Source organism: Duganella rhizosphaerae (genome assembly GCF_040364205.1).
GTDB classification, from domain to species: Bacteria; Pseudomonadota; Gammaproteobacteria; order Burkholderiales; family Burkholderiaceae_D; genus Rugamonas; species Rugamonas rhizosphaerae.
Genome location: NZ_BPWK01000004.1, coordinates 220103 through 243075, shown reverse-complemented (window position 1 = coordinate 243075; position 22973 = coordinate 220103). Strand labels below are relative to the sequence as shown.

17 protein-coding genes are annotated in these 22973 nt (G+C 63.9%); 12 read left to right on the top strand and 5 right to left on the bottom strand.

Translation table 11 applies throughout. The features are described from left to right. Positions 1-2 precede the first annotated feature (2 nt). Genes RUGAMON1_RS11020 through RUGAMON1_RS11005 form a run of 4 tightly spaced genes read right to left on the bottom strand, consistent with a single transcriptional unit; the run spans position 3 to position 4263 of the window. The gene (locus tag RUGAMON1_RS11020; protein WP_445230550.1) at positions 3-770 is read right to left on the bottom strand and encodes a DeoR family transcriptional regulator; all 768 of its coding nucleotides are present in this window, start codon (positions 768-770) and stop codon (positions 3-5) included. 33 nt (positions 771-803) lie between these two features. Then, positions 804-2159 (bottom strand): D-tagatose-bisphosphate aldolase, class II, non-catalytic subunit, encoded by a 1356-nt coding sequence (locus RUGAMON1_RS11015; RefSeq protein ID WP_445230549.1) that lies wholly within the window; start codon positions 2157-2159, stop codon positions 804-806. A gap of 21 nt (positions 2160-2180) precedes the next feature. Then, positions 2181-3140, bottom strand: a complete 960-nt coding sequence (locus RUGAMON1_RS11010) for an ROK family protein (RefSeq protein ID WP_445230548.1) — start codon at positions 3138-3140, stop codon at positions 2181-2183. Further along, a complete protein-coding gene (locus RUGAMON1_RS11005) occupies positions 3127-4263 on the bottom strand; it encodes an AgaS family sugar isomerase (protein ID WP_445230547.1) in 1137 nt (378 codons plus the stop codon). The genes RUGAMON1_RS11010 and RUGAMON1_RS11005 overlap by 14 nt, the downstream gene beginning before the upstream one ends. A 270-nt stretch (positions 4264-4533) precedes the next feature. Between RUGAMON1_RS11005 and RUGAMON1_RS11000 the strand changes: the two genes are divergently transcribed. From RUGAMON1_RS11000 to RUGAMON1_RS10950, 11 genes are all read left to right on the top strand, one after another. Continuing rightward, on the top strand, positions 4534-7827 hold the full coding sequence (locus RUGAMON1_RS11000; protein ID WP_445230546.1) for a TIM-barrel domain-containing protein: 3294 nt from the start codon (positions 4534-4536) through the stop codon (positions 7825-7827). Between the two features lie 94 nt (positions 7828-7921). After that, positions 7922-10900 (top strand): TonB-dependent receptor plug domain-containing protein, encoded by a 2979-nt coding sequence (locus RUGAMON1_RS10995; protein WP_445230545.1) that lies wholly within the window; start codon positions 7922-7924, stop codon positions 10898-10900. 10 nt (positions 10901-10910) lie between these two features. Continuing rightward, a complete protein-coding gene (locus RUGAMON1_RS10990) occupies positions 10911-12245 on the top strand; it encodes a DUF3472 domain-containing protein (protein ID WP_445230544.1) in 1335 nt (444 codons plus the stop codon). A 22-nt stretch (positions 12246-12267) separates the two neighbouring features. Beyond that, positions 12268-13620 carry a Gfo/Idh/MocA family protein gene (locus RUGAMON1_RS10985; protein WP_445230543.1) on the top strand — a complete coding sequence of 451 codons (1353 nt, stop codon included), beginning with the start codon at positions 12268-12270 and terminating at the stop codon, positions 13618-13620. Between the two features lie 67 nt (positions 13621-13687). Then, the gene (locus tag RUGAMON1_RS10980) at positions 13688-14611 is read left to right on the top strand and encodes a patatin-like phospholipase family protein (RefSeq protein ID WP_445230542.1); all 924 of its coding nucleotides are present in this window, start codon (positions 13688-13690) and stop codon (positions 14609-14611) included. Positions 14612-14647: 36 nt separating this feature from the next. Beyond that, a complete protein-coding gene (locus RUGAMON1_RS10975; RefSeq protein WP_116989789.1) occupies positions 14648-15058 on the top strand; it encodes a GlcG/HbpS family heme-binding protein in 411 nt (136 codons plus the stop codon). Between the two features lie 315 nt (positions 15059-15373). Beyond that, positions 15374-15802: a toxin-antitoxin system HicB family antitoxin gene (locus RUGAMON1_RS10970; RefSeq protein ID WP_445230541.1), complete on the top strand. Its 429-nt coding sequence runs from the start codon at positions 15374-15376 to the stop codon at positions 15800-15802. 225 nt (positions 15803-16027) lie between these two features. Further along, the gene (carA, locus tag RUGAMON1_RS10965; RefSeq protein ID WP_445230540.1) at positions 16028-17191 is read left to right on the top strand and encodes a glutamine-hydrolyzing carbamoyl-phosphate synthase small subunit; all 1164 of its coding nucleotides are present in this window, start codon (positions 16028-16030) and stop codon (positions 17189-17191) included. A 1-nt stretch (position 17192) separates the two neighbouring features. Then, positions 17193-20423 carry a carbamoyl-phosphate synthase large subunit gene (carB, locus tag RUGAMON1_RS10960; protein ID WP_445230539.1) on the top strand — a complete coding sequence of 1077 codons (3231 nt, stop codon included), beginning with the start codon at positions 17193-17195 and terminating at the stop codon, positions 20421-20423. Positions 20424-20536: 113 nt separating this feature from the next. Beyond that, a complete protein-coding gene (gene greA / locus RUGAMON1_RS10955; RefSeq protein WP_445230538.1) occupies positions 20537-21013 on the top strand; it encodes a transcription elongation factor GreA in 477 nt (158 codons plus the stop codon). After that, positions 21013-21495, top strand: coding sequence for a DUF4149 domain-containing protein (locus RUGAMON1_RS10950; protein ID WP_445230537.1), 483 nt, complete (start codon positions 21013-21015; stop codon positions 21493-21495). The genes greA and RUGAMON1_RS10950 overlap by 1 nt, the downstream gene beginning before the upstream one ends. 79 nt (positions 21496-21574) lie before the next feature. Here the strand turns inward: RUGAMON1_RS10950 and RUGAMON1_RS10945 are convergent, their stop codons facing one another. Next, entirely contained in the window at positions 21575-22045 is a 471-nt protein-coding gene (locus tag RUGAMON1_RS10945) for a YhbY family RNA-binding protein (protein ID WP_116989794.1), read from the bottom strand. 43 nt (positions 22046-22088) lie between these two features. Between RUGAMON1_RS10945 and RUGAMON1_RS10940 the strand changes: the two genes are divergently transcribed. Beyond that, positions 22089-22790, top strand: a complete 702-nt coding sequence (locus tag RUGAMON1_RS10940) for an RlmE family RNA methyltransferase (RefSeq protein WP_445230536.1) — start codon at positions 22089-22091, stop codon at positions 22788-22790. Positions 22791-22973: the final 183 nt, after the last annotated feature.

Here is a 22973-nt window from a genome sequence, read left to right as displayed (position 1 = left end):
TGTTATTCCGCTATCAGGAGTTCGATGCCGGCTTCCAGCAGGCCATCGCGGTATTCCGCGCTGATGCTGGCGTCGGTAATGACGGTATGGACGCGATCCAGCTGCACGATGCGGTGCAGGCTGACGCGCCCGAATTTGGAGGCGTCGGCGAGGACGATGATTTTCTTGGCACGCTCCACCATCTTGTGGTTCAGGCTCGCTTCCGCCTCGTGGTGGGTAGTGACGCCGAATTGCAGGTCGAAGCCGTCGACGCCGAGGAACAGCTTGTCGAAGCTGTAGGCCTGCAGGCAGGCTTCGGCCTGGGTGCCCTGGATCGACAGCGACTGCTTGCGCAGCAGGCCGCCCGTCAGGATCAGGTCGACGCCGGGGGCGTCGGCCAGTTCCCAGGCGATGTTCAGGCCATTGGTCATCACCGTCACGTTCTGCGCCTCGTGCAGGTGGCGCGCCAGCGAGATGGTGGTGGTGCCCGAATCGATGATGATGTTGTCGCCCGGCTGCACCATGCGCGCGGCCCAGGCGCCGATGCGCTCCTTCTGCTCGTGGTTCAGCGCGTCCTTCTGCGGTATGGTCTGCTCGGGCGGCGGCGTGCGGGTCAGCGTGGCGCCGCCGTGGCTGCGCGTGGCCAGGCCCTGCGATTCGAGCGCACTGAGGTCGCTGCGGATGGTGACGGCGGACACGCCCAGCTGGTCCACCAGCGCGGCCACCTGGACCGAGCCGTGTTGGGTAAGCGCTTGCAGGATGGAGGCGCGGCGTTGACTGGTATTTCGCATTATTGTGCAGTCGAGTTTACAAAAACGTCGAGCTTAACAGATCGCAGCCGCTGTGCCAGCAGGCGCGGTGGCATTGAATACCGTATTTGCCGCCCCGTTGCGGTTGCAGGCGCGCGCATATTGCGCCAGCAGGCGGCCGATTTTGTGCTCCAGCAGCGTTTCGGCCTTGGTGGCCAGCCGGCCTTGCACCACTTCCAGATACTGCTCCGGCAGGTGTTGGCTCAGCAGCGACAGCGGGATCGCCAGCGCATCGAGGTTGGTGCACAGCTTGTCGACGGCGGCCACGATCGCCGGCTCGCCCCAGTAGTAGCGGCAACGGTCGCTCAGGCCATAGCGGCGCAGCAGGCGCTGTTCGGCGCTGCTGCCGGGGTAGTGCTTGGCCCAGTGCTTGGGTTGCGCCAGCATGGTTTCGTCCAGCACCTGCATCAGGCGCGAGACCTGGCCCGGCGCCACCAGTTCTTCCTCGATCAGGCACAGTGCCTGCAAGGCCTCGCGCAGCGCGAAGGTGGCGGCCGGGCCGACCTTGAGGATGGCGAAGTGGTCGCGCACCATGTCGTGCAGCGCCGATTCGCGTTGGTAGTCGGTGGAGTGGGCTTCGAACACCAGGCCTGGTTGGCCGGCGACGAAGGCCGACAGCGCGGTGGCCTGCGCGGCGTCGTAGTGCTGGATCTGGCTGTGGTCGAAGTCCACGCCTGGCTGCACCACCATCGCGATCACGCGGCGCCAGGCGTCGTGCAGTTCCATCGCGAAGAAGGCCAGGCGGTGCACGTCCAGCGTGCGCGCGGCGGCCTTGGGCGAGGTGACGGCGCCGGCCTGCGCCAGATTGGCTTCGCCGCCCGGGATCGGGACTTCGGTGCCGATCACGTACACCGGCGGCGGCAGGCCGGCTTGTTCGGCGGCCTTTTCCGCCACCGCGCACAGGCGCGCGGAGCGGGCGGCGATGGTTTCATCGCTCAGCAGTTGCGGATCGTCGGCGCAGCGCATGCTGCAATCGAGGTGGATCTTGTGGAAGCCGGCGGCGGCGTAGGCGGCGATCAGCGTCTCCGAGTGCTGCATGGCGGTGACCGCGTCCAGTCCCTGCCAGGCGTTGGGGCCGAGGTGGTCGCCGCCCAGCACCAGGCGCTCCAGCGGGAAGCCCTGGCCGCGCGCCAGGTTGTGCACGTAGTCGCGGAAGGCGGACGGCGTCATGCCGGTGTAGCCGCCGAACTGGTCGACCTGGTTCGAGGTCGCCTCCACCAGCAGCACGGTGTCGTAGTCGGCCGCCACGCGCATCGCCGCGCGCAGCACGCTCGGATGGCTGCAGCACACGCTGTACAAGCCTGTTGCTTCACCACGGCGGTGGGCGGCGACGATTTGCTGGACGGGGGACAGGGCTTCGGTAGTTTTCATATGCGTTTGCTTATTGAGCGGTCAGTGAGCGGTCAGTTGCTGACGGGCGAGCAGGGCGGCGCCACGCGCGCCGCCGGCGTCGCCGAATTTCGGCGGCAGGATGGGCGGCACGCGCACGCCGGGGAACAGGTGGCGGCGTATCGCGGCCGGCAGCTGGTCGTAAAGGTGGGCCAGCTGCGACAGGCCGCCACCCAGCACGATGGCGTGCGGGTCCAGCGTCAGCACCAGTGTGGCCAGCACGTGGGCCAGCAGATCGGCGTGCAGCGCCATGGTCTTGGCGGCGATGGCCGAGCCGGCGCGCGCCTGCGCGACGATGGCCAGCGGCGTCTCGTCGCCGCCGCCGAGGTGCTGGTGCAGCCGGTTCATGCCGGGGCCGGAGACATAGCGCTCCAGGCAGCCGCGCCGGCCGCAGGGGCAGTCGAAGACGGGCAACGCGGCAGGGGACCATTGCGATACCAGCAGCGCCGCCGGCAGCGGCCAGTGGCCCCATTCGCCGGCCACGCCGTTGGCCCCGCGCAGCAGGCGGCCGTCGACGCAATAGCCGCCGCCGGCGCCGGTGCCGATGATGGCGCCGAACATGGTCGGCTTGCCGTGCGCCGCGCCGCCTTGCGCTTCCGACAGCGCGAAGCACTGGCAGTCGTTGCCGACGACGACCGGGCGTTCCAGCGCGTCCTTGAGCGCATGGGCCACGGCGCGTCCGTTCAGCGCCGGCACGTTGGAGCTGAGCTGGCGTCCGGTGGCGCTGTCGATCACGCCGGGCAGGCCGATGCCGACCGGCGCCCGCAGGCCCAGCGCCTTGTCGGCGCGGCCCACCAGCCCCTGGATCGCCAGCAGGAATTCGGCGAAATCGGTGCCCGGGGTGGCGATGCGCTCGCGGTGGAATTCCTTCAGTTCATGGCCTTGCTCGGCAAACGCCACCAGCTCGATCTTGGTGCCGCCGATGTCGATGCCGTGATAGCCGCTTGGTTCAGAATTCGTCATGGCGGTAGATGGTGACGCCCTGCACGACACGGTTGACGGTGCCGCCGGCGAAAGGATTATCGGGACGCAGTTGCAGCAGCGCCGACTGGTGCAGCGCGTACTGCTGCGCCATCAGCAGCCACAAAGGGGCCAGCCAGGCGTCCGGCCAGGCCGGCGCGTCGATGCCGATGTCGGCGCCGGCGCCCACGGTCAGGCAGCGGCCGGCGACCTGGTCGCGCTGTAGCTCCAGCAGCAGGTCGTGTTCGTAGCGGCGCGACAGCGGATCGGAGCTGCGGAACAGCACCACCAGCGTCTCCTTGTTCAGCGCGGCCTTGGGGCCGTGGCGGAAACCGAGCGCGCTGTTGGCCATCGCCAGCACGCTGCCGGCGGTCAGTTCGAGGATCTTCAGCGCCGCTTCCTTGGCCAGCGCTTCCAGCGGACCGCTGCCCAGGTAGACCACGCGCGAGACGCGCTGCGCGGCCAGTTCGGCCACCGGCGCCGACCACGCGGCCAGCGCCTGCTCGCCCAGTTGCGCCAAGGTGTCCAGGCGCTCCGGCTGGAAGTCGGGATCGAGCACGCACAGCGCGGCCAGCAGCATGCAGGTGAAGCTGCTGGTCATGGCGAAGCCGCGGTCGCAGCTGGCGGCCGGCATCATCAGGTTGAGGGTTTGCCCGTCGTCGGCGCCTTGCAGGGCCAGCGCACCCTCGGCGTTGCAGGTGATGTTGAGGAAGCGCGCGGTCGGCACCATGTCGCGCACCAGCTGCACCGCCGCTGTGCTTTCCGGGCTGTTGCCGCTGCGGGCGAAGGACACCACCAGCGTCGGCGCCGTGCGTTCCAGGTACAGCGCAGGGTGGGTCAGCAGGCTGGTAGTCGACAGCGCGCGCACCTGGCACGGCCAGGCGGCGTTGATTTCGTCGGCGATGATTTCGCCCACATAGGCCGAGCTGCCGGCGCCGGTGAGGATCACGCGCTGCTGCGGATTGCTCAGGGTGTCGCCCAGGAAGGCGGCGATGCGGCTTTTTTCCGTGGCGAGGTGCGTCGCCAGTTCGCGCCAGAGGGCTGGCTGATGGACGATTTCTTCGGCGGTATCGAGGCCGCCGATATCGCGCCAGGCTTGGGGGGCACGTTGGAGTAAGTTGGTCATCGAAAGAATTAGTCTGGTTAAGTCAGGGAAAGAATAAGGTTTTATTTTCGGAATGTCAAATTCGAAAGCAAAAAGAAAGTTGGTTCGCGACGCTGATACGTGTGGTTGTAGCACTTTTGCCACGGAAACGAAAGTATATTATTCGATCAACTATCAATACGAAAGATTTGACCGACTCTTTTTAAATATTTCCTTTCTTTTTGTTGACCGGGCTTATTTTTGTTCCTAGAGTAATTGCATCGCAACGCATTTTCTTTCGAGAAGCAGACTATGAAACAGATTTCAGCCATTGCCGCCTTGCTGGCCAGCGCACCTTTATTGGCCCTGGCCGCGCCGATCGGCAATCTACGCACCGTCACCGCTGGCGCCGGCCAGCAATGGGATCTGGTCACCGACACCGGCGCCCACATACAGCTTAGCCTTCCGCGCGCCGATGTGCTGCATATTTGGGCCGGCCCCAAGTCCGGCCTGACCGGCGCCGGCGACAAGGCCGCGCCCATCGTCGTCGCCACGCCGGCCGCCACGGTGGAGCACAGCGTCAGCGAGCAGGCCGACCATATCCTGATCCGCACGGCGGCCCTGAGCCTGCGCATCGACCGCAAGCCGCTGCGTTTCACCCTGTTCCGCGCCGGCGACGCGCAGCCGCTGTGGCGCGAGATCCAGCCGCTGGAGCTGGGCGACAAGCAAAGCGTGCAGACGCTGTCGAGCGACAAGGCCGAGCGCTTCTTCGGCGGCGGCCAGCAGAACGGCCGCTATGAATTCAAGGGCAAGCAGCTGCAGGTGTCGTACTCCGGCGGCTGGGAAGAGGGCGACCGTCCCAGCCCCGCGCCGTTTTTGATGAGCTCACGCGGCTGGGGCATGCTGCGCAACACCTGGTCCGACGGCAGCTACGATCTGCGCCAGAACGACCAGATCTCGCTGGAGCACAACGAAGCGCGCTTCGACGCCTACTACTTCGTCGGCAAGGACCTGCGCGACGTGCTGGCCCGCTACACCGAATGGACCGGCCGCGCGCGCATGCTGCCGCGCTGGGCGCTGGAATACGGCGACGCCGACTGCTACAACGACGGCGACAACGTCAAGAAGCCGGGCACCGTGCCCAAAGGCTGGACCGACGGCCCCACCGGCAAGACGCCGGACGTGATCGAAACCGTGGCGCGCCAGTATCGCGAGCACGACATGCCGGGCGGCTGGATCCTGCCCAACGACGGCTACGGCTGCGGCTATTCGGCGCTGCCGGAGACGGTGCAGGGCCTGGCGAAATACGGCTTCCGCACCGGCCTGTGGACCGAGAACGGCGTCGAGAAAATGGCGTGGGAAGTCGGCACCGCCGGCACCCGCGTGCAGAAGCTGGACGTGGCGTGGACCGGCAAGGGCTATCAGTTCTCGCTGGACGCCAACAAGTCGGCCTACGACGGCATCCTGAATAATTCCGATGGCCGTCCGTTCATCTGGACTGTGATGGGCTGGGCCGGCACCCAGCGCTACGCCGTCACCTGGACCGGCGACCAGAGCGCCAGCTGGGACTACATCCGCTGGCACGTGCCGACCTTGATCGGCTCCGGCCTGTCCGGCCAGGCCTATGCCACCGGCGACGTCGACGCGATCTTCGGCGGCAGCCCGGAGACCTACACCCGCGATTTGCAGTGGAAGAGTTTTACCCCGGTGCTGATGGGGATGTCCGGCTGGGCGGCGGCGGAGCGCAAGCACCCGTGGTGGTTCGCCGAGCCTTACGTCAGCATCAACCGCCGCTACCTGAAGTTGAAGATGCGCCTGACGCCCTATATGTACACGCTGATGCGCGAGGCGGAGCAGAGCGGCGCCCCGCTGGTGCGCGGCCTGATGTGGGATAACCCGGAAGATCCGGCGGCCTACACCGAAGCCTACAAATACCAGTACCTGCTGGGCCGCGACCTGCTGGTGGCGCCGGTCTACCGCAGCCAGGCCGTCAGCCAGGGCTGGCGCCGCGGCATCCACCTGCCGCAGGGCCAGTGGTTCGATTACTGGGACGGCCGCCAGGCCACGGCCGGCAAGGGCGGGCGCGATATCGACCTCGCCGTCACGCTGGACAAGCTGCCGGTGTTCGTCCGCGCCGGCGCCATCCTGCCGATGTACCCGGAGATGCTGTACGACGGCGAGAAGCCGAAGGACGTGCTGACGCTGGACCTGTATCCGCACGGCGCTTCCGAATTCACGCTGTACGAGGATGACGGCAACACCCGCAAATACCAGGATGGCGCCTTCAGCCAGCAGCTGATCCGCATGAATGCCGCAGCCGATGGCGTCAAGATCGACGTTGAGCCGGTGGTGGGCAGCTATGCCGGCCAGCCGGCGCGCCGCGCCTACGCATTGCGCCTGCTGACCCGCCAGCGTCCGGCCGCCGTCAGCACAGGCAGTGCAGTGTTGCCGCCGCTGGCCGACCGCGCCGCCTTCGACGCCGCCGCCGCAGGCTGGTACTTCGACGCCGCCGATCGTCAGGGCACGCTGCATGTCAAGGCCGCCAGCCAGGACATCCGCCAGCCGCTGCGCTTCTCCGTGCAGACCGGTGTGGCGGTCGCCGTCGCCGACGACGCCTTCCCGTCCGCCCCAGTGCTGGGCCGCGCCATCCCGGCCGACGCCATGATGGTGATGAACCGTCCAGCCGAAGAAACCGGCCACCCGCTGGAAAACGCGTTCGACAACAACCCTGCCACCTGGTTCCGCACCACGCGCAGCCCGGCGGTGCAGGGCGGTCCGCATGAATGGGTGATCGGCTTCACCGAGCGCCGCCTGATCGATGGCATCGAACTCGCGCCGCGCACCGACCAGCACTGGCAGCACGGCCAGATCCGCGACTACGAGATCTACATGGGCGACAACAACGGCGACTGGGGCCAGCCGATCAAGCGCGGCCAGTTGAAGCTGGAGCAGGGCCTGCAGACGATCAGCTTCCCGCCGGCCGCCGGCCGCCTGCTGCGCTTCCGCGTCATGAGCACGCAGAACCCCGAGGGCGATGGCGCAGCCGCCACCGATCCGATGGTGACCGCCGTCGCCACGCCGGCCGCGCGCGCCTACAACGCCGCCGTGCCGAGCGAGGTGCAGCCGATCACGCTGTCCGAGTTCCACGTGATGGCCTACCAGCCGAAGGAAGGCCCGGAAGTACAGCAGTTCCTGTCCGACCTGGCGCTGCCGAAGAACATCAGCCGCGACAAGCCCGCGCATGGCACCGAGATGCGCATGAACGGCCTGTGGTTCCGCAAGGGCCTGGGCGTGGGCGCGACCAGCCGCGTCGACCTGCAACTGGCCGGCAACTGGAACCTGCTGCGCGCCGACCTGGGCGTGGACGACAGCTGCCGCAGCGCCGGCGGCATGCAGTTCCAGGTCTGGAGCGGCGAACGGATGTTGTACGACAGTGGCCTGATCACGGCGCCCGCCGTGGTCAAGCCGGAAATCGATGTGCGCGGACTGAGTCAACTCAGCCTGCGCACCCTGGGCGCGCGCGGCAGCAAGCCGGCCCAGGTCTGCGGCAACTGGGCCAATGCGGTCCTGATAGGCACAGAGGGCAGCACCGTCCGGCCGCGCTGACCTCACCCTCTAGCTTCACAAGAAAGAGCCCCTCCACGGACCGGGGAGGGGCGGTTGCAGCCTCAAATAAACCACTAATAATAGGGAGATAAAGATGCATATGAAAAAACTGGTGGCCGCGATGGTAGCGGTGGGTCTGGCTTCCACGGCGCTGGCCGCCGACGAGCTGGATGAGCAGGCACAAAAGAGCGCGAATGAGCAGAAGCTCACGCGGGTTGAAATCACCGGCTCCAGCCTGAAGCGCATCAACGCCGAAACCGCGTCGCCGGTGCAGGTGATCGACGCCAAGCAGATCGAAAACATGGGCGCCCGCACGCTGCTGCAAGTGCTGGACAACCTGCCGGCCGCGCGTCCGGCGCAGCAGGACTTCCGCTCGATGTTCACCGGTTCCGACGGCGCCTCGCAGGCCAACCTGCGCGGCCTGGGCGCGCAGGGCACGCTGGTGCTGCTGAACGGCCGCCGCCTGTCGTTCTATGGCGCGCCGGCCGGCTTCCAAACCATGTTCGTCAACATCGACGCGATTCCCGCCGCCGCCATCGAGCGCATGGAGGTGCTGACCGACGGCGCATCGGCCGTCTACGGTTCGGATGCGGTGGCCGGCGTGATCAACGTCATCACCAAGAAGAACTACAAGGGCCTGGAAGTCCGCGCCACCAACGACTCCACGCCGAGCGTCAAATCCTACGGCGAACGCCAGGCCAGTGTGATCTACGGCCTGGGTGACTTGAACACCGATGGCTACAACGTCTACGGCGCCCTCAACGTCTACCAGCGCGACCGCATTTCGTCGGCGGACACCTACCTGAAGCGGCCCGACTACTTCTACGTCAACAATCCGACCTTTGTCTCGGGCATGCGCGTCGGTGTCGGCAGCGAGCCTGGCGTGGTCAATCCCGGCACCTTCTTCGTCTTCGACAAGTCCAAGAACAATGCCCGCACCCAGCGCGCCGTCAATGGCTGCACTACCTCCATCACCGAGGCCTCTGGCAGCCGCTGCGTGTGGAACTCGCTGCCGTACCAGCTGGACACCGGCCCGACCTCCGACCGCGCCACCGGCTTCCTCAGCGGCCGCCTGAAGATCAGCGAGAACCTGGAAGGCTACGCCGAAGCGACCCTCACCCACATCAAGCTGCGCGGCGAGAACGGCCCGCGCAGCTTCAACAGCGGCAGCACCAGCAACTGGTTCGCGCGCAATACCGGCACCACGCTCAACACCTTCGTCACGCCCTACCTGGGACCGAACAACGCCTACCTGAAAGGCAAGCTGGATGCCGACATGGCGGCCAAGATGGGCGGCGCGGCGGGGCTGAACTACCTCATGCTCGACGCCCCCGGCCACTTCGGCCAGACCAATGAGGACAACAACTACCGCGCGGTGGCGGGCCTGCGCGGCAGCATCGGCGGCGGCTGGGACTTCGAGACGGCGCTCAGCGTCGCGGGCAGCCATTCGACGCTGTTCCAGACGGTTAACATCAACACCCAGGGCTTCGCCAAGGCCTTCGGCCCGTTCACCACCGACGCGGCAAGCGGCCGCACCTACATCGCCGACAATCCGGCCTACAAGTTCGGCGAGATCAGCGACAGCAACGCCGCGCTGCTGCGCGCCGCCTATCCGACCTTCGACATCCAGTCCTGGACCAAGCTGATTACCTGGGACGGCAAGCTGGAAGGCACCATCGCCAAGATCGGCGAGCGCGAAGTGCGCGCCGCCTTCGGCGCGAGCCTGATGCGCGAGAGCTTCTACACGCCGGGCAACCAGGATGCGGCCAACGGCTACATCACGCAGCAGGGCGGCTCCTGGTTCGACGGCCAGCGCAATATCGCCGCGCTGTTCAGCGAAGTGGTGATACCCGTGACCGACAAGCTGGAAGTGAACGCCGCCGCGCGCCTCGACAAATATCCGAACTTCCCGGCCAACCTGGCGCCGAAGATCGGCGTGCTGTGGCGCGCGCGTCCCGAAGTGATGGTGCGAGGCACCTACTCGGAAGGCTTCCGCGCCCCTAACCTGGCCGAATCGGGCAGCGGCGGGGTGTTCGCGCAGGTGGGCGGCATCCGCGACACCGTGCGTTGCGACGAAACCAATGCGATAGCCAAGGTGCTGATGAAGTCCGTCTCGCCGGCCGAAGCGGAGCAGGGCAAGAACCTGCTCAATTCGAACTGTTCGACCACGGTCGGCGGCCTGACGCCGCCCAACCCGTCGCTGCGTCCGGAAAAAGCCAAGATCTCGACCGCCGGCCTGGTACTGCAACCGGTCAAGGATGTCAGCATCTCGGTGGACTACTGGTTCGTCTACCGCCGCAACGAGATCATACGCCAGGACTTCAATGAGCTGTTCACGAAACTGGTGGAGAAATACGGCCCGGGCCTGGCCGGCACCAGCGCCGCCATCCGCAATCCGATCACCGACGCCGATCGCGCCAACATGGCGGCCGTCGCCTCCATGTGCAACAACCCGGCCAACGCGGCGGCTTGCTCCGGCGGCGCGCCGAAGTACTCGGTGGGTAACCTGGGCGGCTTGATCAACTCCTACGCCAACCGTGGCCGAACCTTGGTCGACGGCGTCGATATCGATGCCCGCACCCGCTTCTCGCTGGGCGAGTACGGCAAGTTGAACACCGGCGTGGCGGCCACTATCCGCCGCCGCGAGCTCTATAACTTGGATGACGGCGCCGGCTTCTCGGGCAACTACGTCGGCTTCTACGACTCGCCGCGCGTGCGCGCCACCTTCAATGCCGACTGGGCTTATGAGAAGTTCGTCACCAGCCTGTTCGTCAACTACACCGGCAAGACCAAGTGGGCCTACGCTCCGTGGGATACCGACAACACGCCGGAGAACTGCACGGCCGCTTCTGTCGCCTTGCCTCAGAACCTGTGCGGCGGCGCTCCGTCGTACTACACGGTCAACCTGGGCCTGAACTGGAAGCCGATGAAGAACCTGGAGCTGGGCATGAACATCAAGAACCTGCTGAACAAACAGCCCACCTACGATCCGAACGGCTGGGAAGGTTACAACCATAGCCAGAACCTGTTCGGCCGCATGTATTCGTTCTCGGCCAACTACAAGTTCTTCTGAGGAGGATTCCATGAATCGACGACTTTTTAACCAAAGACGCGTGTTCCTGTTTTCCGCCGCATTGACGTTGAGCGCCTGCGGCGGCGCCAGCACCGGCGGCCAGGCAGACAAGACGGCCGCGCAGGTGGTGATGGGCGGGCCGCAGGCCGGCATCGTGGCCGCCAACTCGAAGACGGTGGCGCTGGCCGGCAATGCCTTCATCACCAGCGCCCCGGCCGACGCGGAGGAGGAAATCAACGACAACGGCCTGGCCAACTGGAGCAACCCGGGCACCGTCACCAGCGCCTACTTCCGCATGGCGTCCGCAGGTTCGGTCACGCTGGGGCTGGACGCCCGGCTGGCCGGCAGCAACAACAGCACCATACGCGTCACGGTCAACGGCACGCCGTTCCTGGTCAAGCTGTCCGTCAACGGCAGCAGGACCTACAAGGTCGGCACCGTCAACGTGGCGGCGCCGGGCTATGTGAAGGTCGACCTGCAGGGTGTGAGCAAGGACGGCGGCTACTTCGGCGACGTCTCGGCGCTGCGGGTAACCACCACGTCCGCGATCAACTACGCCGACGACGCGGCCAACTACTACTGGTCGCGGCGCGGACCTTCGGTCCACATGGGCTACACCACGCCGGCCAACACCGAGTACTTCTACAACGAGGTGACGGTGCCGGCGGGGCAGGACCCGGAAGGCTCCTACTACATGGCCAACGGCTTCGGCCAGGGCTACTTCGGCATCCAGGTCAAGTCGCCCAGCGAGCGCTGGGTGCTGTTCTCGGTGTGGGACCCGGACGGCGGCGGCAAGACCACGCTGGTGAAGAAGGGCGCTGGCGTGGTGGACAACAGCTTCGGCGGCGAGGGCACGGGCGGCCAGTCCTACCTGAGCTATAACTGGATCAGCGGGAACACCTATCGCTTCATCACCCGCGCGCGGCCGGACGGCGCCGGCGCCACCGACTACTCTGCGTGGTTCTACGCGCCGGAGCTGGGCGTGTGGCGCTTTATCGCCACCTGGAAGCGTCCCGCCACCACCACGTATCTGACCGGAGCCTACTCCTTCCTGGAGAACTTCATCGATACCAAAGGCTATACTGGACGGCGTGTATCGTTCGGCAACCAGTGGGCGCGCACCGTGTCGGGCGCATGGTCCGAGGTGACGAAGGCGCGCTTCACCGGCGACGCCACCGTGACCAACGTCCAACGCATGGACTACGCCGGCGGCCTGGATAACGGTCAGTTCTACCTGCGCAACGGCGGCTTCTTCGGCGACTATGTGCCGGTGAACCAGAACTTCACCCGTGCCGCCACCGGCCAGCAGCCGGCGGTGGATGTGGCCACGCTGCCGCAGCAATAAGAAGAATTTTAAGAGGAGCACCATGAAATCAGTTTTTAATCGACGCGACTTCCTGACCGCCGGCGCAGCATTGGCGGGCAGCCTGATGCTGCCGACCGCCTTTGGCGCCACCCGCGAGCGGGTGCGCATCGGTATGATAGGCACCGGCATGCGCGGCCAGGTGTTGTTGCAGGAACTGCTGCGCCGCGACGACGTGGAAGTCGTCGCGCTGTGCGACATCGAACCGATCATGCTGGGCCGTGCGCTCAAGCAGGTGGAAAAATCCGGCAAGGCCAAGCCGAAGACTTTCGGCGAGGACCGCGATCCGCAAGCCTACAAGCGCATGCTGGATGCCGGCGCGCTGGATGGCGTGATTATCGCCACGCCATGGGAGTGGCATGCGCCAATGGCCATCGCCGCCATGCAGGCCAAGGTGCCCGTGGGTTGCGAGGTGGTCGCCGGCATCACGCTGCAAGACCACTGGGATGTGCTCAATACCCAGCTCAAGACCAACACGCCGTATATGCTGTTGGAGAACGTCTGCTTCCGCCGCGATGTGATGGCGGTTCTGCAGATGGTGCGTTCCGGTTTGTTCGGCGAGCTGATACACCTGCAGGGCGGCTACCAGCACGACCTGCGCGCGGTGAAGCTCAATAGCGGCGATCCGGCCAAGCCGTATGGCGGCGGCGTGGAGTTCGGCGCCAAAGGCTGGTCAGAGGCCAAGTGGCGCACCGAGCACTCGGTGCAGCGCAACGGCGAGCTGTATCCGAGCCATGGCATCGGCCCGTGCGCGATGTACACCAACATCAACCGCGGCAACCGCTTCACGCGCATCAACAGCTTCGCCACCAAGGCGCGCGGCCTGCACGACTACATCGTCAAGCAGCCGGGCGGCGCCAACAGCCCGAGTGCGAAGACGCAATTCAAGCTGGGCGACGTGGTCACCACCACGCTGTCGTGCGAGAACGGCGAGACCATCCTGCTGCAGCACGATACCTCGCTGCCGCGCCCTTATTCACTGGGCTTCCGCGTGCAGGGCACCGACGGCCTGTGGATGGACGTGAACAATTCCATCCACATCGAGGGCAAGAGCAAGCCGCACCAGTGGGAGGACTTCCAGGCCTACCAGGACAAGTACGACCACCCGCTGTGGCGCAAGCATGCCAAGGACGCGGAGGGCGCCGGCCATGGCGGCATGGACTTCTTCGTCATCCAGTCCTTCATCGAAGCGCTGAAGGCGAGGGCGCCGATGCCGATCGATATCTACGACGCGGTGACGTGGAGCGCCATCACGCCGCTGTCGGAGCAGTCGATCGCGCAGAACTTCCAGACGCTGGACTTCCCGGACTTCACGGCCGGGGCCTGGAAGACGCGCAAGCCGATCTTCGCGCTCTGAGGCGGATGACCATCGTAGGTTACAATCTGCTGCGCCCAAACCCAGCACCAGCAGATTGAACCCCTACATGCCCTCACGCCGCCTTTCCCTTGTCGCTTTAACCATCTTCGCCGCAGCCGCCATCTTCGGCTGCAAAACCAATCCGGTGATCGAAACGCCGACGGCGCCGCCGCTGGCGGTGCCGGAGCCGCTGCCTCCCAAGAAGATCAAGATCGGCCTGGCGCTGGGCGGCGGGGCGGCGCGCGGCTTCGCGCACATCGGCGTGATCAAGGCGCTGGAGGCGCAGGGGATTTATGCGGACATCGTGGTCGGCACCAGCGCCGGCTCGGTGGTCGGCGCGCTCTACGCCGCCGGCAATACCGGCTTCCAGTTGCAGAAAGTGGCGATGGACATGGACGAAGCGGCGATCTCCGACTGGGCCGTGCCGCTGTTCGGCAAGAGCTCCGGCGTGCTGAAAGGCGAGGCGCTGCAATCCTACGTCAACAAGGCGGTCAACAACCAGCCGATCGAGAAGTTGAAGATCCCGTTCGGCGCCGTGGCGTCGGACCTGAAGACCGGCCAGCCCATCCTGTTCCAGCGCGGAAATACCGGCATGGCGGTGCGGGCGTCGTCGTCGGTGCCGGGCGTGTTCCAGCCGGTGGTGATCAACGGCCGCTCGTATGTGGACGGCGGCCTGGTGGCGCCGGTGCCGGTGCGCTTTGCGCGCGACATGGGCGCGGACTTCGTCATCGCCGTCAACATCTCGACCCAGGCCGACGTGCAGGCCACCGTCAGCTCGCTCGACGTCATCATGCAGACTTTCAGCATCATGGGCCAGCGCATCAACCAGTACGAATTGAAGGATGCGGACGTGGTCATCGCGCCCAGCCTGGGCAAAATGGCGGGCAACGATTTCGCCGGCCGCAACCAGGCGATCCTGGCCGGCGAGCAGGCCGCCGCGCAGGTGATGTCGCAGATCAAGCAGAAACTGGAAGCCAAGCGCAGGCCGTAGCAGTACAATATCCGGTCCAAGAATAAGGAAGAGCACATGCAAACCAAACCATACCTGTCGCTTGCCGACATCAAGAAGATCGCTGCCGGCGCCGAAGCCGAGGCGGTCGCCCACAACTGGCCGGTCGTCATCGCCATCGTCGACGACGGCGGTCACCTGCTGTGGCTGCAACGCCAGGACGGCGCCGCGCCGCTGTCGTCGCACATCGCCCCGGCCAAGGCACGCGTCTCGGCGCTGGGCCGCCGCGAATCGAAGATCTACGAAGACATGATCAACAACGGCCGCACCGCTTTCCTGAGCGCCCCGGCGCCGATGGCGGACGGCCTGCTGGAAGGCGGCGTCCCCATCATCGTTGACGGCCACGTCATCGGCGCCGTCGGCGTCTCGGGCGTCAAGTCGGCAGAGGATGTGCAGGTTGCCAAGGCCGGCATCGCCGCGTTGAATTAAGCTCCAGCCACAACCGACCGCAGCACAAGAATGCCGCCTGGCGCAAAACCAGGCGGCATTTTCTATTGGAGAATCGTCGCAGCATGCAAACGGCATGTCTATAATGTGATATCGCCAGCGATATCGCTGCGATGCCATGACCCCAAAGCACTTGGCCAAAACCTACCTATATGCGCCGGCAAGCCCCTGAGTTGACACGACCGCTTAGTATTCCCGCCCACAACCCAGACGTGAGGGTGGGGACAGCCGCAAGTATTATTGATACCTTGCTTGGCGATGTGGCGCAATGGGAGAAGTATTTACAAGGAGAGCGCGATGGTAGCGAAAAGTGAGAGCAAAGTCCGGGCCATTCTTTCTCGGCCCTATGTTCGCCGGCTCTTGCCTGACGAGGCGGGTGGCTATACCGCTTATATCCATGAATTCCCGGGGTGTGTCGCCGAAGGTGGGAGTGCCGATGAAGCGTTGATCAATCTGGATAAAGCTGCTGCGTCCTGGCTCGCGGTTTCGCTTGCTCACGGGCAGTCGATCGCAGAGCCGATACGGCCATTTGATTTTAGCGGGAAGGTTGCGTTACGTATTCCACGTAGCCTGCACAGGGATGTTGCAGAATTGGCGCAATTGCAAGGATGTAGTGTTAATCAATTGCTGTCTGTCGCGATCTCGGATTATGTGGGGCGGCAGGGCTTGCCGCAGCTACCCGCCGAGTCGACACCCAAGCCAGCCTCCAATATTGCGAGTAAATAAAGCCCCTCTATCTGCGGGAAATTTTTGCCGGTATTTCGCCGACGGTCCATTGCCAAGCAGGGGAGATTTGGTTATAATTCAAAGGTTTAGCCAATCTCACCTCTACCGTAGCGACTACCACTCACTCCATCATCAATTGACCTTCCACCCTGGCCTGCGACGGCGGGGGACACACGACGGTCGTCTGACGTGGCGCAGCTACGGTAACTTTATCAGGAGTTGCCCTTGCCGCCATTTTTTTCTGGCCCTGCCGTTCCAGCCATACTGGCCCTCGCTGACGGAACTATTTTCAAAGGTTTTTCGATCGGCGCCGCCGGTCATACAACCGGCGAAGTAGTCTTTAATACGTCCATGACCGGCTATCAGGAAATCCTGACCGATCCTTCCTATAGCCGCCAGATCGTCACCCTGACGTATCCTCATATCGGCAATACCGGCGTCAATCCGGAAGACGTCGAATCCACCAAAGTCCACACGGCCGGTTTAATCATCCGTGACCTGCCGCTGATGGCGTCGAATTTCCGCTCCACCCAATCGCTGGCCGATTACCTGAAGGCCGAGAACATCGTCGGCATCGCCGGTATCGACACCCGCAAGCTGACCCGCATCCTGCGCGAGAAGGGCGCCCAGTCCGGCGCCATCCTGGTCGGCACCCAAGGCAACGAGCCGTCGGCTGCGCAAGCGCTGGACCTGGCCCGCTCCTTCCCCGGCATCGCCGGCATGGACCTGGCCAAGGTAGTCACCGTCAAGGCGGCCTACGACTTCACCGAAACCGAATGGACGCTGGGCGAAGGCTACGGCAAACTGACGGATCCTAAATTCCACGTGGTCGCCTACGACTTCGGCGTCAAGCGCAACATCCTGCGCATGCTGACCGCGCGCGGCTGCAAAGTCACCGTGGTGCCGGCGCAAACCAGCGCCGCCGACGTGCTGGCGCTGAACCCGGACGGCGTGTTCCTGTCGAACGGCCCAGGCGACCCTGAGCCATGCGACTACGCGATCGCCGCCGCCAAGGTCTTCATGGCCAAGAAGCTGCCGCTGTTCGGCATCTGCCTCGGCCACCAGATCATGGGCCTGGCCTCGGGCGCGAAAACCCTGAAGATGAAATTCGGCCACCACGGCGCCAACCACCCGGTGCAGGACCTGGACAGCAAACAAGTGCTGATCACGTCCCAGAACCACGGCTTCGCAGTGGACCCTGACACCTTGCCGGCCAACTGCCGCGTAACCCACAAATCGCTGTTCGACGGTTCGCTGCAAGGCTTCGCCCGCACCGACACGCCGGCCTTCTGCTTCCAGGGCCACCCTGAAGCATCGCCCGGCCCGACTGACGTCGCTTACCTGTTTGACCGCTTCATCGGCATGATGGAAGCAACGGAGAAAAAATAAGATGCCTAAACGTACAGACATTAAAAGTATTCTGATTATTGGCGCTGGCCCGATCATCATCGGCCAGGCTTGCGAGTTCGATTATTCCGGCGCACAGGCCTGCAAGGCCCTGCGCGAAGAGGGCTACAAAGTCATCCTGGTCAACAGCAACCCTGCGACCATCATGACCGACCCGGAAATGGCCGACGTCACCTACATCGAGCCGATCACCTGGCAAGTGGTGGAACGCATCATCGCCAAGGAAAAGCCGGACGCGATCCTGCCGACCATGGGCGGCCAGACCGCGCTGAACTGCGCGCTGGACCTGCATCGCCACGGCATCCTGGACAAGTACAAGGTTGAACTGATCGGCGCCACCCCGGAAGCCATCGACAAGGCCGAAGACCGCTCCAAGTTCAAGGACGCGATGACCAAGATCGGCCTGGGTTCGGCCAAGTCGGGCGTCGCCCACACCATGGATGAATCGTGGGCCGTGCAGCGCACGCTGGGCTTCCCGGTCATCATCCGTCCGTCGTTCACGATGGGCGGCACCGGCGGCGGCATCGCCTACAACGAAGAAGAATTCGAGACCATCTGCAAACGCGGCCTGGAAGCTTCGCCGACCTCCGAACTGCTGATCGAAGAATCGCTGATCGGCTGGAAAGAGTACGAGATGGAAGTGGTGCGCGACAAGGCGGACAACTGCATCATCATCTGCTCGATCGAAAACCTGGACCCGATGGGCGTGCACACCGGCGACTCGATCACCGTCGCTCCTGCGCAAACGCTGACCGACAAGGAATACCAGATCATGCGCAACGCCTCGCTGGCGGTGCTGCGTGAAATCGGTGTCGACACCGGCGGCTCCAACGTGCAGTTCTCGATCAATCCGGAAGATGGCCGCATGATCGTCATCGAGATGAATCCGCGCGTATCGCGTTCGTCGGCACTGGCGTCGAAAGCCACCGGCTTCCCGATCGCCAAAGTGGCGGCCAAGCTGGCTGTTGGTTTTACTTTAGATGAGCTGCGCAACGAGATCACCGGCGGCGCGACCCCGGCCTCGTTCGAACCGTCGATCGACTACGTCGTCACCAAGATCCCGCGCTTCACGTTCGAGAAATTCCCGACCGCCGACCACCACCTGACCACGCAAATGAAATCGGTCGGCGAAGTGATGGCGATCGGCCGCACCTTCCAGGAATCGTTCCAGAAAGCCTTGCGCGGCCTGGAAGTCGGCGTCGACGGCCTGAACGAAAAAACCAAGGACCGCGAGAAGATCGAAGAGGAACTGGGCGAGCCAGGTCCTGAGCGTATCTGGTACGTGGGCGATGCGTTCGCCCAGGGCTTCACGCTGGAAGAAGTGCACAACCTGACCAAGATCGACCCGTGGTTCCTGATCCAGATTAAAGAAATCGTGGACCTGGAACTGTGGATGGACACGCAGAAGCTGGACCAGATCGACAAGCCTACGCTGTACAAGCTGAAGCAAAAAGGCTTCTCGGACCGCCGTCTGGCCTTCCTGCTGCAGACCGATGCCAAGACCGTGCGCGCCAAGCGTCATGAACTGAACATCCGTCCGGTGTACAAGCGCGTGGACACCTGCGCCGCGGAGTTCTCGACCAACACCGCCTATATGTACTCGACCTACGATGAAGAGTGCGAGTCCGCTCCGACCGACAAGAAGAAGATCATGGTGCTGGGCGGTGGCCCTAACCGTATCGGCCAGGGTATCGAATTCGATTACTGCTGCGTACACGCGGCGCTGGCGATGCGCGAAGACGGCTACGAGACCATCATGGTCAACTGCAATCCGGAGACCGTGTCGACCGACTACGATACCTCGGATCGCCTGTACTTCGAATCGCTGACGCTGGAAGACGTGCTGGAAATCGTCGACCTGGAAAAGCCGGTCGGCGTGATCGTCCAATACGGCGGCCAGACCCCGTTGAAACTGGCGCTGGACCTGGAAGCGAACGGCGTGCCTATCGTCGGCACCTCGCCGGACATGATCGACGCCGCCGAAGACCGCGAGCGTTTCCAGCAGATGCTGCACACGCTGGGCCTGCGCCAGCCGCCTAACCGCACCGCCCGCACCGAAGCCGACGCCTTGGCGCTGGCGCAGGAAATCGGCTACCCGCTGGTGGTCCGTCCTTCCTACGTGCTGGGCGGCCGCGCGATGGAAATCGTCCACGAGCAGCGCGACCTGGAGCGCTACATGCGCGAAGCGGTCAAGGTGTCGCACGATTCGCCGGTGCTGCTGGACCGCTTCCTGAACGACGCCATCGAGTGCGACGTCGATTGCATCTCCGACGGCGAAACCACCTTCATCGGCGGCGTGATGGAACACATCGAGCAAGCCGGCGTGCACTCGGGCGACTCCGCCTGCTCGCTGCCGCCTTACTCGCTGGCGCAAGAGACCATCGATGAACTGAAGCGCCAGACCTCGCTGATGGCCAAGGGCCTGAACGTGGTCGGCCTGATGAACGTGCAGTTCGCGATCCAGAAGCAGGAACGCGACGGCGAAATGCGCGACGTGGTCTACGTGCTGGAAGTGAACCCGCGCGCATCGCGCACCGTGCCGTTCGTGTCGAAAGCCACCGGCCTGCAGCTGGCGAAGATCGCCGCGCGCTGCATGGTCGGCCAGACCCTGGCGCAGCAGGGCATCACGAAAGAAGTCGTGCCGCCTTACTTCAGCGTCAAGGAAGCCGTGTTCCCGTTCGTGAAATTCCCGGGCGTCGACACCATCCTCGGACCTGAGATGAAATCGACCGGTGAAGTCATGGGCGTCGGCAAGACCTTCGGCGAAGCCTTCGTCAAGTCGCAGATGGGCGCAGGCATCAAGCTGCCGAAATCGGGCAAGGTGTTCCTGTCGGTGAAATCGTCGGACAAGCCGCGCGCCGTGAAAGTGGCGCGCGACCTGGTGGACATCGGCTTCACGCTGGTGGCGACCAAGGGCACCGCCGCCGTCATCGCGGCGGCCGGGATTCCGGTCACGCCGGTGAACAAGGTGGTCGAAGGCCGTCCGCACGTGGTCGACATGATCAAGAACCACGAGATCGTCCTGGTGATCAACACGGTGGAAGAGAAACGCAGCGCCATCACCGACTCGCGTGCGATCCGCACCTCGTCGCTGGCCTCGCGCGTGACCACCTACACCACCATCGCCGGCGCGGAAGCGGCGGTCGAAGGCATCCGTCATTTGGACGAGTTGCAAGTGTACGATTTACAAGGGCTGCATAAAACCTTACACTAAGGTTCTTTCGTCACCTCGGTGACGGAAAACAGTACCTTTTAACCACAGAGCTCGCGCTGCAGGTTGGCGTGGCCTCTGTGGTTTTCCATTGTAACAACAGAGTAAATATAAACATGACTTCAGTTCCACTTACCAAGTACGGCGCAGAACTCCTGAAAGAAGAGTTGCACCAGTTGAAGACCAAAGAACGCCGTATCGTGATCGACGCGATTGCTGAAGCGCGTTCGCATGGCGATCTGTCGGAAAACGCCGAGTACGATGCCGCCAAGGAGCGTCAGGCCTTCGTCGAAGGCCGCATCGCGGAACTGGAAGGTAAGCTGAGCGCAGCACAGATCATCGACCCGACCACGCTGGACGCCGACGGCCGCGTGGTGTTCGCCTCGACCGTGGACCTGGAAGACCTGGATTCGGGCGCGAAAGTGACCTACCAGATCGTCGGTCTGGACGAAGCGGACCTGAAACTGAGCAAAGTATCGGTGACCTCGCCGATCGCCCGCGCGCTGATCGGCAAGTCGGCCGGCGACGTGGTGGAAGTGCAGGCGCCGTCCGGCCCGCGCGAATACGAAATCCTGGAAGTGCGATACATCTGATGCTGCTCGCGCGTACACGTTTGCTGGTCGCGACGCTGTGGGCGGGCAGTCTGTGGGCAGTCGGCTATCTGGCCGCGCCGACGCTGTTCGCCACGCTGAGCGACCGGGTGCTGGCCGGCACCATCGCCGCCAGCCTGTTCAAGAACCAGGCCTGGCTGTCGATCGCCTGCGCGCTGGTGATGCTGGCGCTGCTGTGGGTCAGCAAGGGTGCGGAGACGGGGGGTATCTTCGCCGGTTCGGCCGCCAATTCGGCCGCCAAGACGCGCCGCATGCTGCTGCTGATCGTCTCGACGATGTTGGCGTGCACGCTGGTGTCGCACTTCGGCCTGCAACCGATGATGGCCGCTCTGCGTGCCGCGGCGGGGCCGGGCGGGGTGATGGATGGCGCCGCGAAGAATGAATTCGGCATGTTGCACGGCATTTCCAGCAGCATCTACCTGGTGCAGAGCTTGCTGGCCGCGTGGCTGGTGGTCAAACAGTAACCCAAAACGAAGGGGTCTGACCCTGCGGGTCAGACCCCTGTCCCCGGTGTGCGGGGTGCAACGGTGCCGCTAAGGCACGTTATTTCGAGCCCAGTGCGCTCTTCTTGGTCGACTTCTGCTGTGGCTTGGCGCGTTTGATATTGCCGCCTTGCGTCACGCGTTCATTCCCCTTGAGCAGTACCTTGGTCACAGACGGACGTTTGGTGCCGCTTGGGCTAGGCTTGACGATGGTGACTTCGCGCAGGCCCTTGCCGGAGGTCGAACGGGCTTTTTCCGTTTCCACCTTCGGACGGTACAGCACCAGCAGCTTGCCGATGTGTTGTACCGGCGACGCATCGAGCTGTTCGCAGATGGTGTCGTACATGGCGGCGCGGGCTTCACGATCGTCGCCGAACACGCGGACCTTGATCAGGCCGTGGGAGTCCAGGCCCAGCGCAATTTCCTTGAGGACGTTGGCTGTCAGGCCTGCCTCGCCGATCATGACGATAGGCTTGAGGCCATGCGCTTCGGCGCGCAGAGCGCTGCGCTCAACAGGTGTAAGTTTTTGCATAATATATTTTTAGTGGTTCCCTTAAAGGCAGTATTCTACGCGAATGAAGAAGAAGAAATTAAACAAAAACTGGTTGCACGACCACATTAACGACCCTTATGTGAAATTAGCGCAAAAAGAGGGCTACCGCGCCCGCGCCGCTTTCAAGCTCAAGGAGATCGATGAGGACGAGAACCTGATCAAGCCCGGCCAGGTCATCGTCGACCTCGGCTGCACTCCCGGCAGCTGGGGGCAATACGTGCGCCGCAAGCTGTCCGGCAAGGAGGGCGGGGGCATCAACGGCACCCTGATCGGCCTCGATCTGCTGCCGATGGAGCCGATCGCCGACTTCCATTTCATCCAGGGCGATTTCCGCGAACCGGACGTGCTGCAGTTGCTGGAAGATCATGTCAAAGGTCAAAAGATTGACGTTGTGTTATCGGATATGGCGCCCAACCTGTCCGGCATCGCTTCGGCCGACGCCGCGCGCATGGAACATCTGATCGATTTGGCAATTGAATTCTCCCAGGCCCATTTAAAACCGACCGGCTCGCTGCTGGTGAAATGTTTTAAAGACATGGGTTTTAACGATATCGTGCTCAAATTCCGCCGCGAATTCAAAACCGTGGTGCAGAAAAAGCCGAAAGCCAGCCGCGACAAATCGTCCGAGATTTTCCTGCTGGGGCGCGGCCTGAAGAATCCGACCGACGGCATGGTGTCGGCGCAGCCGCTCGAAACTGACGATTTCCCTCTCGAGCGCCCTTGATATTTAGCGCTTGGGCCGCACATCGACACGGTGAAGATCAGTTTTGACTTGATCGCACCGGTATTTTGGTCAAATAATGTGTTTTACGGCTGGAATTTTGGCCGCACGCCCAGGCGGGCTTCTGGCACCGCCTGCTTATTGCGAGTAAAATCGGGTTTCTAGCTATCGGTTAAAAGATGCGCC

Excerpts from the sequence above, each read along its gene's own strand:
- RUGAMON1_RS11020 (WP_445230550.1), bottom strand. The coding sequence starts at position 770 with ATGCGAAATACCAGTCAACGCCGCGCCTCCATCCTGCAAGCGCTTACC.
- RUGAMON1_RS11015 (WP_445230549.1), bottom strand. The coding sequence starts at position 2,159 with ATGAAAACTACCGAAGCCCTGTCCCCCGTCCAGCAAATCGTCGCCGCC.
- RUGAMON1_RS11010 (WP_445230548.1), bottom strand. The coding sequence starts at position 3,140 with ATGACGAATTCTGAACCAAGCGGCTATCACGGCATCGACATCGGCGGC.
- RUGAMON1_RS11005 (WP_445230547.1), bottom strand. The coding sequence starts at position 4,263 with ATGACCAACTTACTCCAACGTGCCCCCCAAGCCTGGCGCGATATCGGC.
- RUGAMON1_RS11000 (WP_445230546.1), top strand. The coding sequence starts at position 4,534 with ATGAAACAGATTTCAGCCATTGCCGCCTTGCTGGCCAGCGCACCTTTA.
- RUGAMON1_RS10995 (WP_445230545.1), top strand. The coding sequence starts at position 7,922 with ATGCATATGAAAAAACTGGTGGCCGCGATGGTAGCGGTGGGTCTGGCT.
- RUGAMON1_RS10990 (WP_445230544.1), top strand. The coding sequence starts at position 10,911 with ATGAATCGACGACTTTTTAACCAAAGACGCGTGTTCCTGTTTTCCGCC.
- RUGAMON1_RS10985 (WP_445230543.1), top strand. The coding sequence starts at position 12,268 with ATGAAATCAGTTTTTAATCGACGCGACTTCCTGACCGCCGGCGCAGCA.
- RUGAMON1_RS10980 (WP_445230542.1), top strand. The coding sequence starts at position 13,688 with ATGCCCTCACGCCGCCTTTCCCTTGTCGCTTTAACCATCTTCGCCGCA.
- RUGAMON1_RS10975 (WP_116989789.1), top strand. The coding sequence starts at position 14,648 with ATGCAAACCAAACCATACCTGTCGCTTGCCGACATCAAGAAGATCGCT.
- RUGAMON1_RS10970 (WP_445230541.1), top strand. The coding sequence starts at position 15,374 with ATGGTAGCGAAAAGTGAGAGCAAAGTCCGGGCCATTCTTTCTCGGCCC.
- carB (WP_445230539.1), top strand. The coding sequence starts at position 17,193 with ATGCCTAAACGTACAGACATTAAAAGTATTCTGATTATTGGCGCTGGC.
- greA (WP_445230538.1), top strand. The coding sequence starts at position 20,537 with ATGACTTCAGTTCCACTTACCAAGTACGGCGCAGAACTCCTGAAAGAA.
- RUGAMON1_RS10950 (WP_445230537.1), top strand. The coding sequence starts at position 21,013 with ATGCTGCTCGCGCGTACACGTTTGCTGGTCGCGACGCTGTGGGCGGGC.
- RUGAMON1_RS10945 (WP_116989794.1), bottom strand. The coding sequence starts at position 22,045 with ATGCAAAAACTTACACCTGTTGAGCGCAGCGCTCTGCGCGCCGAAGCG.
- RUGAMON1_RS10940 (WP_445230536.1), top strand. The coding sequence starts at position 22,089 with ATGAAGAAGAAGAAATTAAACAAAAACTGGTTGCACGACCACATTAAC.